A 15,950-nucleotide genomic window follows, 5' to 3' on the forward strand; every position below is an offset into this window, starting at 1 on the left:
GCGGCCGCCCGTCGTACCGGCGAGCGGCCCGCGGGCGGAGCGGCCCGGTGACCTCCGGCAGGGCCGGCGAGTCGACCGACCGGATCGGAGTCCGCGGCACCCCCGCGCGGCTGCTCCTGCTCACCGCCGCCGTCGCGCTGACCGCGCTGGTCGCCGCCGGGCTGGGGTGGACCACCCCGACCCGGCTTCCCGCCGACGACCCGCTCGGCGGGCCGGCCCGCTTCGGCCTCGCCGTCGCCGTGTTCGCCGTCGCCCAGCTGGCCCGGCTGCGGTTCCGCACCGCCGCCGGGATGGTGAGCATCACCTGGGGCGAGGCCGCACTGATCATCTGCCTCTACCTGACGCCCACCGGCTGGCTCCCCTCCGCCGCGCTCCTCGGCGCCGCGCTCGCCTGGTCGGCCATGTCGCTGATCGGCGACCGGCGACCGGTGCTGGAGGTCGTCCGGATCACGACTTCGCTGACCGCCGCCACCGCCCTGGCCGTCTCGGTCACCACCGTGCTCGGCGAGCCGCTGCTGGCGACGCCGACCCCGGCGCTCGCCCTGGCCGTGCTCGCGGGTTCGGTCACCTACCTCCTCGCGACCGCCTGGCTCGGCGGCGCCACCCTGGCGCTGCGGCACGGCATCCCCGTCGCGCCGCCGCTGCTCGCCGCGCTGCGGGGCAAGCTGCTGATGTTCGTCGGGAACGTGGCCGTCGGCCTGGTCGTGGTGGCGCTGCTGGAAATCGACGCGCGCTGGCTGCTGCTGCTCCCGCCGCCGCTCTGGCTGCTCCAGCAGACCTACCGGCACCGGCTCCGCGCCGACCAGGAGCGCCGCACCTGGCGAGCCTTCGCCGAGGCCACCGCCGCGCTCAACCAGCTCGACGAGCGGGGCGTCGCCACGGCCGCGGTGACCGGCGCGCTGACCCTGTTCAACGCCGAACTCGTCGACGTCGACGTGGCCCGGGGCGACGGCCGCTGGCGGCGCTACCGGGGCGACCCGGGCGGCCAGCTGGTCGACCGGGAGGTCGCACCGCCCGGCCAGACCGGGCCGGAGGACCACGAGCTGGTGCGTACCCTCTCCGTGGGCGCCGCCCGGGTGGGCGAGCTGCGGGTCCGGTTCCCGCGCTGCGCGCCCCCCAACGCCCGGGAACGCGACGCCGTGGCCGCGTTCGGCGACGCGCTGGCCGCCGCGTTGCACGACGCCGCGACCCACCGCGAGCTGCGCCTGGTCACCGCCCGCTCGTCGTACGAGGCGGTACACGACCAGCTCACCGGGCTGGTGAACCGGTCGGCCATGCTCAGCAAGGGCGACCAGGCGCTGCGCCAGCTCGCCCACGACCACCCGGTCGCGCTGCTGCTGCTCGACATCGACCAGTTCAAGGAGGTCAACGACACCCTCGGGCACGCCGCCGGCGACCAGCTGCTGCGGCTGACCGCCAACCGGCTGGGCACCCTCGCCCGCCCCGGGGACCTGCTCGCCCGGCTCGGCGGCGACGAGTTCGCGCTGCTGCTGACGTCGGTCCCGGTGATCGGCGACCGCGCCGCCCCGATGGCGTACGCGCTGCGGCAGGCCCGCGAGATCGCCGAGCGGCTCGCCGCGCCGACCGAGGTGGCCGGGGTGCGGATGTCCGTCGAGGTCTCCGTCGGGGTGGTGGTCGCCGACGCCGGCACCGCCGACCTGACCGAGCTGCTGCGCCGGGCCGACATCGCCATGTACCAGGCCAAGGAGGGCGGCGGCAGCGTCGCCGCGTACGACTCCGCCCGGGACGCCGCGAGCACCGACCAGCTGGCCCTGCTGGCCGAGCTGCGCGAGGCGCTGAAGACCGACGACCAGCTCGTGCTGGCGTTGCAGCCGGCGGTCGACCTGACCACCGGCGCCCCGACGGGGGTGGAGGCGCTGATCCGCTGGCGGCACCCGCGCCGGGGCTGGCTCGGGCCGCACGACTTCATCCGCCCGGTGGAGAACAGCGAGCAGCTCGGCACCTTCACCCGCTACGTGCTGGACAAGGCGCTCGCCGTCGCCGCCGGCTGGGCCCGGGACGGGCTCGACGTGCCGATCTCGGTCAACCTGTCGGCGCGCAGCCTGCTCGACCCCCGCCTGCCCACCGAGATCGCCGACGCCCTGCGCCGGCACCAGGTGCCGCCGGACCGGCTGGTCCTGGAGATCACCGAGACGGTGGTGATGAGCGAGCTGGAGGTCATCGACGAGGTGCTCGCCACCCTGCGGTCGATGGGCGTGCAGCTCGCGGTCGACGACTTCGGCACGGGCTTCTCCTCGCTGACGTTCCTCACCCGGATCGCGGTGGACGAGCTCAAGGTGGACCGCTCCTTCGTGATCCGGATGGCCGACTCCCCGGAGGCGGCGGCGATCGTACGGACCACCGTCGGCCTCGCCCACGAGCTGGGGCTGCGGGTGGTCGCCGAGGGCGTGGAGACCGCCGAGCAGCGTTCCGCCCTGGCCGAGCTGGGCTGCACGGCCGCCCAGGGCTACCACTTCTTCAAGCCCATGCCGGCCGACAAGATCGGCGCGGTCCTGGGCACCCTGCTCGACGAGGCCCGCCCCAACGTCTTCCCGCTGCGCGCCGACGGCGCCTCCTGACCCCACCCCGCCGAGGGGAGGCCGGAGCGCGGGCGGGCGCGTCGCCGGGTGGTTATGGTCGTCGGGTGAACCGACTCGCTGACGCCACGAGCCCGTACCTGCTCCAGCACGCCGACAACCCGGTCGACTGGTGGCCGTGGTGCGACGAGGCGTTCGCCGAGGCGAGGCGCCGGGACGTGCCGGTGCTCATCTCGGTCGGCTACGCCGCCTGCCACTGGTGCCACGTGATGGCCCACGAGTCGTTCGAGAACGAGCAGGTCGGCGCCCTGATGAACGACGACTTCGTCTGCGTCAAGGTGGACCGCGAGGAACGCCCCGACGTCGACGCCGTCTACATGACCGCCACCCAGGCGATGACCGGGCAGGGCGGGTGGCCGATGACCGTCTTCGCCACCCCGGACGGCACCCCGTTCTTCTGCGGCACCTACTTCCCCCGGCCGAACTTCGTCCGGCTGCTCCAGTCGGTCGCCGCCGCCTGGCGGGACCAGCGCGATGCCGTCATCCAGCAGGGCGCCGCCGTGGTCGAGGCGATCGGCGGCGCGCAGGCCGTGGGCGGGCCCACCGCGCCGCTGGACGCCGCGCTGCTCGACGCCGCGGCCGACCAGCTCGCCAAGGAGTACGACGCCACGAACGGCGGGTTCGGCGGCGCGCCGAAGTTCCCGCCGCACATGAACCTGCTCTTCCTGCTCCGGCACCACCAGCGCACCGGCTCGCCGCGCAGCCTGGAGATCGCCCGGCACACCTGCGAGGCGATGGCCCGGGGCGGCATCTACGACCAGCTCGCCGGCGGCTTCGCCCGCTACTCGGTCGACGGGCACTGGACCGTGCCGCACTTCGAGAAGATGCTCTACGACAACGCGCTGCTGCTGCGGACGTACACCCAGCTCTGGCGCCTGACCGGCGACCCGCTGGCCGCCCGCGTCGCCGCCGAGACCGCCGCCTTCATGATCGACGACCTGGGCACCCCCGAGGGCGGCCTGGCCTCCGCCCTCGACGCCGACACCGAGGGCGTCGAGGGGCTCACCTACTCCTGGACGCCGGCGCAGCTCGTCGAGGCGCTGGGGGAGGACGACGGCCGCTTCGCCGCCGACCTGTTCGCGGTCACCGACGAGGGCACGTTCGAGCACGGTACGAGCGTCCTGCGGCTGGCCCGGGACGTGGACGACGCCGCCGGGGAGGTGGCCGCCCGATGGGAGCGGATCCGGGCCCGCCTGCGAGAGGTCCGCGACACCCGGCCCCAACCGGCCCGCGACGACAAGGTGGTCGCCTCCTGGAACGGGCTCGCGGTCACCGCGCTGGTCGAGCACGCGGCGCTCACCGGGGACCCCGTCACCGCCGCCGCGGCGGTCCGGATCGGCGAGGTACTGGCCGACCGGCACATCGTGGCCGGGCGGCTGCGCCGCGTCTCGCGTGGTGGGGTCGTCGGCGAGCCGGCCGGCGTGCTGGAGGACCACGGCTGCGTGGCCGAGGCGTTCTGCGCCCTGCACCAGCTCACCGGGGACGGCCGCTGGCTGACCCTGGCCGGTGGACTGCTCGACGTCGCGCTGGAGCGGTTCGCCGCGCCTGGCGGCGCCTTCTACGACACCGCCGACGACGCCGAGCGGCTGGTGAGCCGGCCGGCCGACCCGACCGACAACGCCACCCCGTCCGGGCGTTCGGCGATCGTCGCGGCGCTGGTCGCGTACGCGGCGCTGACCGGCGAGACCCGCTACCGCGAGGCCGCCGAGGCCGCCCTGTCGACCGTGGCGCCGATCGTCGGCCGGCACGCCCGGTTCACCGGCTACGCGGCGGCCGTCGGGGAGGCGCTGCTCTCCGGGCCGTACGAGATCGCGGTGGTCACCGACGAGCCGGCCGGGGACCCGCTGGTGGCGGCGGCACACCGGCACGCCCCGCCCGGCGCGGTGATCGTGGCGGGCCGGTCCGGCCAGCCCGGGGTGCCCCTGCTCGCCGACCGGCCGATGGTCGAGGGGCAACCCACCGCGTACGCCTGCCGGGGTTTCGTCTGCGAACGCCCGGTGACGACGGTGGACGACCTGGTCGGCCAGCTCGCCCGGCGGTGAAGCCTCCGGCCCGCGCCGGTGCTCACGGCCAGAGCTGCTCGCGTTCCCAGCCCGCGCTGGTGCGGCGGTAGCGGAGCCGGACGTGCCGGCGCTGCGCGTCCGCCTGCCAGAACTCGACGCTGTGCGGCGCGACCGCGTAGACGGTGTGCGTCCCGGCGACCAGGTCCGGGTCGGCGGCCAGCCGCTCCCGGATCCGGGCCAGCTCACGGTCCAGCTCGGCGCGGTCGGTGAGCACGTCGCTCTGCCGACCCGCGAGGCTGGCCACACGGGACCCGTCGGGCCGCGCCAGGAAGTCGGCCCGGGACACGTCGGGATCCGCCGGGGCGGCGATTCCCCGCACCCGGACCTGGCGGCCCTGCTCCCGCCAGTGGAAGCTGAGCGCGATCCGGGGGTTCTCGGCGAGCTGGCGGCCCTTGGCGCTGGCCGAACTGGTGGCGAAGTGCCAGCCGGCCTCGTCGAGGTCCTTCAGGATGAGCACCCGGGCGTCCGGCATGCCGTCGGCGTCGGCGGTGGAGACGGTCATCGCGTGCGGCTCGTCGACGCCGGCGTCGATCGCGCCGGCCATCCACTCGACGAAGAGGGCCAGCGGCTGGGCCGGGGCGGCGGCAGGATCGAACGACGGCATGTCGTGCGCGAGCACCGGCAGGCCACGGAGCAGGGTACGCATCGTCATGCCATGATCCTTTCAGCAGGGGTGGCGGGTGTTCGATGCACCATCCGGCGGCGCGGCTGGCGGGGCGCCCCGATAGGCTGGCGCCGCTATGGATTCCCGTACCGGTCTGCCTGTTGTCGGCATGGTGGGCGGCGGCCAGCTGGCCCGGATGACCCACCAGTCCGCGATCGCCCTCGGCCAGTCGCTGCGCGTGCTCGCGCTGGCCCCCGACGACGGCGCCGCGCTGGTCGCCGCCGACGTCCAGTACGGCGACCACACCGACCTCGCCGCGCTGCGCGCCTTCGCCAAGGCCTGCGACGTGGTCACCTTCGACCACGAGCACGTCCCCACCGAGCACATCCGCACGCTCGCCGCCGAGGGCGTGAAGCTCTTCCCGCCGGCCGACGCGCTGCTGCACGCCCAGGACAAGCGGGCCATGCGGGAGCGGCTCGGCGAGCTGGGCGCACCGAACCCGGCATGGCGCCCCGTCGCCGAGCCCGCCGACCTGGTGGCGTTCGGCGACGAGACCGGCTGGCCGGTGGTGCTCAAGGCTGCCCGCGGCGGGTACGACGGCCGGGGCGTCTGGCTGGTCGACGACGCGGCGCAGGCCGAGGAGCTGGCCACGACCCTGCTGGCCGGCGGCACCCGGCTGATCGTCGAGGAGCGGGTGCCGCTGCGCCGGGAACTCGCCGTGCAGGTGGCGCGCTCGCCGTTCGGGCAGGTCGCCGCGTACCCGGTGGTGGAGACGGTGCAGCGCGACGGCATCTGCGTCGAGGTGCTCGCCCCCGCGCCGGGCCTGCCGGAGGAGCTGGCGGTCGCCGCCCAGCAGCTCGCCATCGACCTGGCCACCGCGCTCGGCGTGGTCGGCCTGCTCGCCGTGGAGCTGTTCGAGGTCGCCGACCGGGCCGCGCCCGGGGGCAGCCGGATCGTGGTGAACGAGCTGGCGATGCGGCCGCACAACTCGGGGCACTGGACCATCGAGGGCGCCCGCACGTCGCAGTTCGAGCAGCACCTGCGGGCGGTGCTCGACTACCCGATGGGCGACACCTCGCTGACCGCTCCCGTGGTGGTGATGGCGAACGTGCTCGGTGGCGAGCCGGGCGGGATCTCCATCGACGAGCGGCTGCACCACCTCTTCGCGGCCGAGCCGGGCGCGAAGGTGCACCTCTACGGCAAGCAGGTGCGGCCAGGCCGCAAGATCGGGCACGTCACGGTGCTCGGTGACGACCTGGACGACGTACGGACGCGGGCCGCGCGGGCCGCGCGCTGGCTGCGCGAGGGGCACCAGTGAGCGCGAGGAGTGAGCTTGCGAGCCCCGCAGTCGCGAACGAAAGGCGGACGGGTGAGCGCGAGGAGTGAGCTTGCGAGCCCCGCAGTCGCGAACGAGAGGCGGACGGGTGAGCGCGAGGAGTGAGCCTGCGAGCCCCGCAGTCGCGAACGAAAGGCGGACCGGCTTGAGCGTCGTTGGGTTGATCATGGGCAGCGACTCGGACTGGCCGACGATGAAGGCCGCCGCCGAGGTGCTGGACGAGTTCGAGGTGCCGTACGAGGTCGAGGTCGTCTCGGCGCACCGTACCCCGATCAAGATGATCGACTACGGGCGCGCTGCGGCCGACCGGGGCCTGAAGGTCATCATCGCCGGGGCGGGTGGCGCCGCCGCACTGCCCGGGATGGTCGCCTCGGTCACCCCGCTGCCCGTGATCGGTGTCCCGGTGCCGTTGAAGCACCTCGACGGGATGGACTCGCTGCTCTCCATCGTGCAGATGCCGGCCGGCGTGCCGGTGGCCACCGTGTCGATCGGCAACGCCCGCAACGCCGGGCTGCTCGCCGTCCGCATCCTGGCCGCCGCCGACCGCGCTCTGCTCGACCGCATGTCGGCCTACCAGGCCGACCTGGAGCAGCTGGTCGCCGAGAAGGACGCTGCCCTGCGCGCCTCCCTCGCCTGAGATCCTCCGCGCCGGACCCTGAGGGCCGGACGTCGACCTGGCGCTGGTCGGCGGCGGGGCCGAGATGGTCCGTGCCGTCGGCGAGGCTGAGGTGGTCCGTGCCGTCGGCGCGTGCGAGGTAGTCGCTGTCCGTGACGGAAGCGTGCGTTACTCAGGGTTACGATGACGGCTCGGGGCGGGGGCGTCCCTTCTGCCCCTTTGCTCTGCAGGCATCCACGCACCAGCGGTCTGAGCTGGTGTTTTCTTATCGCTGCGGTGGTTGAAGCTTCAAGTGTCCGTGACGAATGGTGACTGTTGCGTCGATGGCTGCAGAGCAAAGGGGAGACGGGGCAAGTGGCCGGTCGAGCCGCGAAGTCACACTGCGTGTTCTCCGGAAGGCCGGCGACCCCGACGATCAGCGATCACCGAGGGCGTTGGACGCCGGTCCTAGGCGCGAAGGCCCTGTCGGGCGGCCTGCCGCGCAGCGCCGAGCGGCGGTGGGGAGCTGCCGCGTAGCGCCAAATCGGCGGACCTGCCGCCCACACCGGAGCGGCGGACCTGCCGCCCACACCGGAGCGGCGGACCTGCCGCCCACACCGGAGCGGCGGACCTGCCGCCCACACCGGAGCGGGGGACGCAACGCCCACACCGGAGCGCCTGACCCGCCGGCTGCCACGGGGCTCAGCGGGCCCGCCCGCGCCGGTAGCCGGGGACGGGCCCGTCGATCTCATCGCATGCCGCGTAGGGCCGTCTGGAGGCGTTCCTGGGCGCGGCGCCGGCGCTCGTTGCTCGCGCCGAGCGCCAGCAGCAGGATGCCGACGGGGATCAGGGCCAGCCACGGCCCCAGGCTGAACAGGGCGTGCACCGCCGCGATCGCCGTCACGGCGGCGCCGACGATCACCGGCGCCTGCTGCTGGCTCATCGAGCCGAAGACGAGGACGGCCACGGCGCCGAGCAGCAGCAGCACCTGGCGCAGCGTGCTGGAGTCGGTGGCCAGCACGATCGCCAGGGTCGGCACGAACGCGGCGACCAGCGCGGGCCCGTACGCGACCCAGCTGCTCAGGTCGGGCCGGTGCCGCAACTCCAGCACCCCCACGAGCAGGGCGAGCGCCGCGAAGGGCAGCGTGTAGGCCTCCGGCAGCGCCACGTCGGCGACCCGCATCAGGATCCACCAGGCGGCGATCTCGCAGACCACCACCGCCCAGAACAGGATGCGCCGCTCCACCGGCCGGCGGCCCGGTCGGGTCGCCGCCACGCCCAGTACCGCACCCCAGGCGGCCAGCAGCGCCGCGATGTGCCGGGGCGAGTCGAAGGCCAACGCCAGGGCGATCAGGGCGGCGGCGTACCCGCTCCACTCGACGGTGGCCGCCTCCCGCTGGGCCTCGGGGCGACGCAGCCGAGGCAGGGTCGCGGCGAACACCTGCAGGGCCGCGCCGACCGCCAGTACGCCGAACGCGGACCAGACGGCCGCGAGGCCGGCCACCAGGCCGGCGGTGAGCACGAAGAGTTGCGCCGTCAGCGAGGCGAACAGCCAGCCGAGGATGCGCGCCCGCTGGGTGGTGCCGAAGATCGCGGCCACCGTGCCGACGCCGACCGCGCCGCCCAGGGTGAACAGGGTCAGCTCCCGCGTCGCCAGGCCGCCGATCAGGCCCGCGCTCCCGGCGGCCAGGCCGATGGCGAAGACGAGCACCCGGGCCAGCCGCAGCGAGCGGGCCCGCTCGGCCAGCGGCGGGGGCGGGGTGAGCGCCAGGCCCAGCATCGAGATGGTGAACACGGACAGCGCCGCCAGGGTGCTCGCCGGCCAGCCGTTGCCGAGCGACACCGGGGTGATCAGCAGGGTGACGGCGGCGCCGGGCAGCACCACCGGCACGGCCCGGGAACGTCGCCCGCCGCTGAAGCCGGTGGCGGCGAGCGCGGCGGTCGCGGTGAGCAGCAGCGCGGTCAGCACGTGGGTCGCGTCGACCGCGTCGGGCGGCGGGGTGAGCAGCTCCGGCGGTGGTCCCTGCCAGACCCGGCCGAGACTGCGGTGCGGATCGACCAGGGCGACGACCAGGGACGGCGCGATCGACACCAGTGCCAGGGCGGTGGGCAGCGCGGCGGCGGCGAGCGCACCGGCGGCGGGGCTGACCCGCCAGCGGCGCTGCGTGCCGTCGTCCGGCAGCCGCCGCAGCGCACCGTCGAGCAGCACCGACCAGCGCCGGACCGGCTGGGCCGCGCCGACCGGCGGCTCGGTCGCGCCCCGGACCAGCTCCGCGAGCACCCCGAGCAGGGCCGCCGCGGCGGCGTAGACGCCGACGGGCATGCCGGCGGGGACGGCGGCCAGGGCGCTCACCGTGGCACCGCCGACCACCGCCGCGCTCGCCCAGGGCAGGTACTGCGGGATCCGTCGCCGGACGGCGGCCACCGCCGCCAGACCCAGGCTCGACGCGGCCAACGCGGCGGTGAGCACCACCTCCGGCGCACGCCCGAACTCGGCCGCCAGCGCCGCGACGGCACCGGGGAACGCGAGCAGGGCGGCGCCGGCCGCGGCGCCCCCGATCTGGGCGAGGTGCGGGGGCATCCCCTCGGTCTCGATGTCGTCCACCAGCGGCACGGCCAGCGACCGGGCCAGCGCCGCCACCACGATGCCGATCAGCGCGATGCTGCCCAGCGCGAGCGCGGTGGTCCACGGCCGGACCAGGCCCGCCCCGGCGGCGTGCAGGGCGACGGCACCGGCCACGACCGCCCGGGACAAGCCGGCGCGGGGGTCGACCGCGGCCACGGCGGCAGCCCCGAAGACGGTGGCGACCATGCCGCCGACCAGGACGGGCGACCACCACGGCAGGTCGAACGCGGCCGGCGCGCCGATCGTGGCGAGCACGGCCGCCGCGCCCGACACGTCGTACTTCCACGGTGGCGGCAGCAGGACGGCGGCGGCGACGCCGAGCAGGGCCAGCGCGACCGGGGCCTGCCACGTCGACCCACCGGTCGGCCCGGCCGGCCAACCGGCCAGGTCGCCGGCCCAGATCGGACCCGGGGTGGCGAGCACCCCCAGCCCGCCCCGCAGCGCGCTCCAGCCGGCCAGCAGCCCGATCAGCACGCCGCCGACGGCGAGGCCGACGATCGGCCCGCGTCGCCACTCCTCCGGCATGGCCCGGGCGGCCACGGCCACCACCAGCACCAGCGCGGCGGCGACGGCGAGCTGCCCGCCGGGGGCGAGGACGGCCGCGATCCGGGCCAGGGTGGCGATCAGGGCGGCGGTCACCGCCGCGGCGGCCAGGTCGGAGCCGTCCAGCGTGAGGTCGGAGCGCCGGCCGGCGTCGATGGGACCGGCGAACACCACCATCGCGGCGGCGACGAGCAGCAGGCCGCCGACCCACGCGTCGGCGGCGGTGGCGCCCGGGGCCCCGAACGCGGCGGCGGTGACCGTGACCGCGCCGAGTGCGGTACCCACCGCCAGCGGCGTCGGGATGCGGCGCTGGGAGACCTGCACGACGGCGGCGTGTCCGAGGGTGACGCAGACCGCCAGGAAGCTGGCCGCGAGCACCGGGACGGTGACCTCGCGCAGGCTCGCCGGGGTGAGCGTCGGGTCGGCCGGCACGGTCGCGGCCACGAAGGCGGCCACCGCGCCCGGCAGCGCGAACGCCGCGCCTCCGGCGGCCCAGGCCGAGACGGTGTCGGCCGCCGCCGGGGCGAGCCGCATCCGGGGCGCCACGGCGACCAGGACCCCGGCGGCGAACAGGGTGAGCAGGACCGCGGTGGTCAACGCCGGCCGGGCCAGTCCCGCGCCCGCGCCGAACAGGCCGACGCCGGCGGCGGTCGCCGCGTGCGCCAGCGCCGCGCGTTCGGTGCGGGCGGAGAGCCCGACCACCCCGATGCCGACGGCCGTCAGCACCATCGGCCAGGGCGCCAGCGCCCAGCCGAGACCGAACGACGCCGGTACGGCGAGCGCGGTCAGCGCCGCGCCGACCACCGCGAACTCCCGGCGGATCTCGGGTGGCAGGGCCAGCACCGCGGCGACGGTCAGCAGGAAGGCGCTCACGGCGAGCTGCCAGGCGGCCGGTCCCACGGCCGCCGCCAGCTCGGCCGGGTAGCGGTCCAGGTCGGCCGCCCAGGCCGGCAGCGCGGCCCGGACGGGGGCGACCCCGGCGCGCAGGGCACCCCCGGCGACCACCACCCCGCTGACCGTGAGCGCCACCGCCGAGGCGAGCTGCGGCCCGCGTCGGGCCGCCTCCGGCACCGCCCGGACGGCCAGCCCGGTCAGCGTGATGACCGCCGCGATCAGCAGCAGCGCCCGCCCGGGGAACGCCACCGAGGCGATCCGGCTCAGCGCGCCGATCACGGCGAGGGTGAAGATCCCGGCGCCGAGGTCGGGCAGCGGCGGCCGGCGCAGCACCAGCGTTCCGGCCAGCCCCACCGCGGCGGCCAGCAGCAGCACCGTGCCGGCCCCGGTCGCGGCCGGCACGGTGCTCGCACGGAGCAGGGCGGAGACGGCGTACGCGAGGGCGAGGGCGACCGCCACCCCGTGCAGCGCCCAGGTCAGCTCGCGCAGCCACGGCACCGGGCGGGCGGCGGGCACTCGGTCCTGCGCCGGTAGCCCGCCGTCGAGCACCTCGCCGGCCTCCTCGGGCGCCCCCTCCGGGCGGCCGTCGGCGCGGCGCTGCCGGGGCGCGGCCGGGGACCCGGCGGGGGGCGCCGAGGGCCCGGGCAGGTCCCGGCGGACCGGCCGCTCCACGGTGACCGTCGACCGCGCCAGCCAGAGGTCGAGCAGGGCCACCGCGGTCAGCACGAGGGCCCAGCCGCCCGGGCCGGTGATCCGGTCGGCCGCCAGCAGCGGCAGCACCGGCTGGGCGGCCAGCACCGTGGCGAACCGGGGCGCGCGCAGCCCCGTCCAGCCCGCGTAGCCGAAGGAGACGCCGGCGGTGACGGCGAAGATGATGCCGGCGAAGATCGCGCCCGAGGCGCCGCCGTTGCCGATCCGGTCCACCGCCCACAGCGCGTAGCCGGCGAGCGGCACCAGGAGCAGGCCGACCGCGGAGATGGTCTCGGCGGTCGAGGTCAGCCCGCGCCGGGCCAGCACCGGCGGGGCGAGCAGCATCAGCACGGTCGCGAGCAGCAGGATGCCCAGCCGGGCCAGCGCGTCCATCGAGCTGGTGGCCACCGCGGCGAAGACCACGGCGGCGACCCCGAGCAGCAGCGCGCCGAGCCCGAGGGGGATGTTCTGCACCTCGCGGGAGGACGCCTCCGGGGGGTGCTCCGGGTCGTCGGCGTCGAGCCAGGTGGCGGTCGACGGCGGGGGCGGGGGCGGGTCCTCCGGGCCGGCCGGGGTGCCCTGCCGGGGGACCCGGGGCGGGGCGCCGGTGGCGGCCGTGGGCGGCCGGCGGCCCGGCCTGCGGCGCAGCACCCGACGGGGGCGGGTGGCCTGCTTGAGACGTTCCTCACCCGCGTGGGCGAGGATGTCCCGCTGGAAGAGCGCGGCCTGCATCTTGGCGGCGATCTGCCGCTGCTCGCTGGCGATGGCGGCCTCGCGGGCCTTCATCTCCGCGATGGACCGCTCGATCTCCGCCAGGTGCTCGACCCACTGTGGCTGGTGCGCACCGCAGTGCGGGCAGCTGACGGCCGGTTTGATCTCCCGGCCGCACGAGGAGCACTGAAAGGTCGCCACGACACCCCTCCACCCGCACTGTGGACTCCCACCTTGGCAGCATGCCCAATGTGGGCGCGGATTTCGACAGTTGTCGGCGGGTCCGGGGCAAAGATCGTCCACGCGGACGGCGAACGGCCGGTCGCGGAGTGTGCTCCGCGACCGGCCGTCGGTCGTCGATCGTCAGGGGCGACCCATGCCGCGGTACTCCCAGCCGGCCTGCGTCCACAGTGCCGAATCGAGGCAGTTGCGGCCGTCGACCACCTTGCGGCCGGCGGCCAGTTCGCCGAGGGCCACCGGGTCGGCGTTGCGGAAGTCGGCCCACTCGGTGAGTACGCAGACCAGGTCCGCCCCGGTCACGGCCTCGTTGATGCCGGGCTCGTAGACCAGCTCGGGCGCCACGGCGCGCGCCCGCTCCATGCCCTGCGGGTCGTAGACGTGCACGTCGGCGCCGGCCTTGCGCAGCAGCGAGGCGACGGAGAGGGCCGGCGCGTCGCGTACGTCGTCGGTGTTGGGCTTGAAGGTCGCGCCGAGGACGGCCACGCGCGTGCCGGAGAGGTCCGGTCCGGCGGGCCCGGAGCGGCGGCCGAGCAGCTCGGCGGCGAGCTGGACCACCCGGGTCCGGCGGCGCAGGTTGATCAGGTCGACCTCGTGCAGGAAGCGCAACGCCTCCCCGGCGCCCAGCTCCTGGGCGCGGGCCTGGAACGCGCGGATGTCCTTGGGCAGGCAGGCGCCGCCGAAGCCGAGCCCGGCCTGGAGGAACCGGTTGCCGATGCGCGGGTCGAAGCCGATGGCCCGGGCGAGGTGGGTGACGTCGCCGCCGGAGGCCTCGCAGACCTCGGCCATCGCGTTGATGAAGGAGATCTTGGTGGCGAGGAAGGCGTTCGCGGCGACCTTGACCAGCTCGGCGGTGGCGAAGTCGGTGACCACCAGGGGCACCTCGCGGTCCTCCGTGGCGGCCAGGTCGAAGACGCCCTTGTGGGCGGCGTAGAGCATGCCGTTGGCCCACTCGCTCTTGACGCCGACGACGATCCGGTTGGGCCGCAGCACGTCGTCGACGGCGAAGCCCTCCTGGAGGAACTCCGGGCTCCACGCCACCTCGACGCCCAGGTCGGCAGGGGAGTGCTTGCTGACCAGCTGCTCCACCCACTCGGCGGTGCCGACCGGCACGGTCGACTTGCCGACGATCAGCGCCTTGCGGGTCAGGTGCTGGGCCAGGCTGGTGACCGACGCCTCGACGTACGACAGGTCGGCGCCCATCCCGTCGGCGCGCTGCGGCGTGCCGACGCAGATGAAGTGCACGTCACCGAACTCGGCGACCTCGGCGATGTCCGTGCTGAACCGCAGCCGCCCGGCCGCCAGGTTGCGCTTGAGCAGCTCGTCGAGGCCGGGCTCGTGGATCGGCACCTCGCCGGCGTTTAGCATGGCGATCTTGTCGGCGTCGACGTCGAAGCCGAGGACCTCGTAGCCGAGTTCCGCGTAGCAGATGGCGTAGGTCGCACCGAGATAGCCGGTGCCCAGGAAGGTCACCCGCGGCCGTTGCGCGCCGGAGGGGGGCGTCACCGCGGCGATGGCGGGCATCGGCTGGGTGTTCGGGTACGGGATCGTCACGCCTGTCTTCTCCGCTCGCGCTGGCGTCGCATCGTCGCGTCGCGTTCTGCTGCGGCGCCTGGGCGGGCACCGGAGGGACTCTAACGTCTGCCTGTTCCATCGTCGCCGGGCGGCGTCGGCGCTCCGCCACGTCCAAGGCTACGCGGCGGTAACATGACCTGAACTCTGTCGCTATCCTTCAGTCTGCGCCGTCGGCGGTCAGGAGACGCTACAGACTGCGCATGATAGCGGTGAAGGGGAGGGGCCGACATGGCCGCAGAGCAGTCGTTCGACGTCTACCGGTTGCCCGAGGAGCACGAGGCGATCCGGGAGGCGGTCCGTGAGGTCTGTGCGGCCAAGGTGGCGCCGCACGCCGCCGAGGCGGACGAGACCGGCGAGTTCCCGAAGGCGTCCTACGACGCGCTGCGGGCCGCCGACTTCCACGCCCCGCACGTCCCCGTCGAGTACGGCGGCGCGGGCGCGGACGCGCTGGCCACGGCCATCGTGATCGAGGAGGTGGCGCGTGCCTGCGCCTCGTCCTCGCTGATCCCGGCGGTCAACAAGCTCGGCACCATGCCGCTGCTGCTGGCCGGCTCCGAGGAGCTCAAGCGGCGCTACCTGACCCCGGTGGCGGCGGGCGAGGCGATGTTCTCGTACTGCCTCTCCGAGCCGGAGGCCGGCAGCGACGCGGCGTCGATGACCACCCGCGCGGTGCGTGACGGCGATCACTGGGTGCTCAACGGCGTGAAGCGCTGGATCACCAACGCGGGGGTGTCGGAGTTCTACACCGTCTTCGCGGTGACCGACCCGTCGGCCCGGTCCCGGGGCATCTCCGCCTTCGTGGTCGAGAAGTCCGACGAAGGGGTCAGCTTCGGCGCCCCGGAGAAGAAGCTCGGCGTCAAGGGCTCGCCGACCCGCGAGGTCTACCTGGACAACGTCCGGATCCCCGCGGACCGCATGATCGGCGCCGAGGGCACCGGCTTCGGCACCGCGATGAAGACCCTGGACCACACCCGGGTCACCATCGCCGCGCAGGCCGTCGGCATCGCCCAGGGCGCGCTCGACTACGCCAAGGGGTACGTCCAGGAGCGCAAGCAGTTCGGCAAGGCGGTCGCCGAGTTCCAGGGCGTCCAGTTCATGCTCGCCGACATGGGCATGAAGCTGGAGGCGGCCCGGCAGCTGACGTACGCGGCGGCCGGCAAGTCCGAGCGGGGCGACGCCGACCTGACCTACTTCGGCGCGGCGGCCAAGTGCTTCGCCTCGGACGCGGCCATGGAGATCACCACCGACGCCGTGCAGCTGCTCGGCGGCTACGGCTACACCCGCGACTACCCGGTCGAGCGGATGATGCGGGACGCCAAGATCACGCAGATCTACGAGGGCACCAACCAGGTGCAGCGCATCGTGATGGCCCGTCAGCTCCTGAAGGGCTGAGCGGGTCGGCGGGCGGGCCGGTCGTCCGGCCCGCCCGTGTCGTCACCGGATCCCGGTCCCCCCGCCGCCCGCCAGCCGGCGCGCGTG

Annotated in this window: 8 protein-coding genes; 5 read left to right on the forward strand and 3 right to left on the reverse strand. The window is 75.2% G+C overall.

What is annotated here, in order from left to right; genetic code table 11:
* The first annotated feature begins 83 nt into the window (after positions 1-83).
* Both ACLQ22_RS02250 and ACLQ22_RS02255 read left to right on the forward strand, forming a co-directional pair.
* Complete coding sequence (locus ACLQ22_RS02250) at positions 84-2,579, forward strand: putative bifunctional diguanylate cyclase/phosphodiesterase (RefSeq protein WP_425691066.1); 2,496 nt, start codon at positions 84-86, stop codon at positions 2,577-2,579.
* Between the two features lie 65 nt (positions 2,580-2,644).
* Positions 2,645-4,639 carry a thioredoxin domain-containing protein gene (locus tag ACLQ22_RS02255; protein WP_425690815.1) on the forward strand — a complete coding sequence of 665 codons (1,995 nt, stop codon included), beginning with the start codon at positions 2,645-2,647 and terminating at the stop codon, positions 4,637-4,639.
* A gap of 22 nt (positions 4,640-4,661) precedes the next feature.
* On the opposite strand, the gene ACLQ22_RS02260 is transcribed toward ACLQ22_RS02255, so the two are convergent.
* Positions 4,662-5,312: a pyridoxine/pyridoxamine 5'-phosphate oxidase gene (locus tag ACLQ22_RS02260; RefSeq protein WP_425690816.1), complete on the reverse strand. Its 651-nt coding sequence runs from the start codon at positions 5,310-5,312 to the stop codon at positions 4,662-4,664.
* 88 nt (positions 5,313-5,400) lie between these two features.
* Between ACLQ22_RS02260 and ACLQ22_RS02265 the strand changes: the two genes are divergently transcribed.
* Both ACLQ22_RS02265 and purE read left to right on the forward strand, forming a co-directional pair.
* Complete coding sequence (locus tag ACLQ22_RS02265; protein ID WP_425690817.1) at positions 5,401-6,582, forward strand: 5-(carboxyamino)imidazole ribonucleotide synthase; 1,182 nt, start codon at positions 5,401-5,403, stop codon at positions 6,580-6,582.
* 163 nt (positions 6,583-6,745) lie between these two features.
* Complete coding sequence (gene purE / locus ACLQ22_RS02270) at positions 6,746-7,237, forward strand: 5-(carboxyamino)imidazole ribonucleotide mutase (protein WP_311414331.1); 492 nt, start codon at positions 6,746-6,748, stop codon at positions 7,235-7,237.
* A 706-nt stretch (positions 7,238-7,943) separates the two neighbouring features.
* Here the strand turns inward: purE and ACLQ22_RS02275 are convergent.
* Both ACLQ22_RS02275 and ACLQ22_RS02280 read right to left on the reverse strand, forming a co-directional pair.
* Positions 7,944-12,860: an SCO7613 C-terminal domain-containing membrane protein gene (locus ACLQ22_RS02275; RefSeq protein WP_425690818.1), complete on the reverse strand. Its 4,917-nt coding sequence runs from the start codon at positions 12,858-12,860 to the stop codon at positions 7,944-7,946.
* 162 nt (positions 12,861-13,022) lie between these two features.
* The gene (locus ACLQ22_RS02280) at positions 13,023-14,450 is read right to left on the reverse strand and encodes a UDP-glucose dehydrogenase family protein (protein WP_425690819.1); all 1,428 of its coding nucleotides are present in this window, start codon (positions 14,448-14,450) and stop codon (positions 13,023-13,025) included.
* 249 nt (positions 14,451-14,699) lie between these two features.
* Between ACLQ22_RS02280 and ACLQ22_RS02285 the strand changes: the two genes are divergently transcribed.
* Positions 14,700-15,863 (forward strand): acyl-CoA dehydrogenase family protein, encoded by a 1,164-nt coding sequence (locus tag ACLQ22_RS02285; protein ID WP_425690820.1) that lies wholly within the window; start codon positions 14,700-14,702, stop codon positions 15,861-15,863.
* Positions 15,864-15,950 lie beyond the last annotated feature (87 nt).

This window comes from Micromonospora sp. DT178 (genome assembly GCF_049841695.1).
In the GTDB taxonomy this organism is placed as follows: domain Bacteria; phylum Actinomycetota; class Actinomycetes; order Mycobacteriales; family Micromonosporaceae; genus Micromonospora.

Coding starts and splice junctions, on each gene's coding strand:
- ACLQ22_RS02265 (WP_425690817.1), top strand. CDS start 5,401: ATGGATTCCCGTACCGGTCTGCCTGTTGTCGGCATGGTGGGCGGCGGC.
- ACLQ22_RS02260 (WP_425690816.1), bottom strand. CDS start 5,312: ATGACGATGCGTACCCTGCTCCGTGGCCTGCCGGTGCTCGCGCACGAC.
- ACLQ22_RS02285 (WP_425690820.1), top strand. CDS start 14,700: ATGGCCGCAGAGCAGTCGTTCGACGTCTACCGGTTGCCCGAGGAGCAC.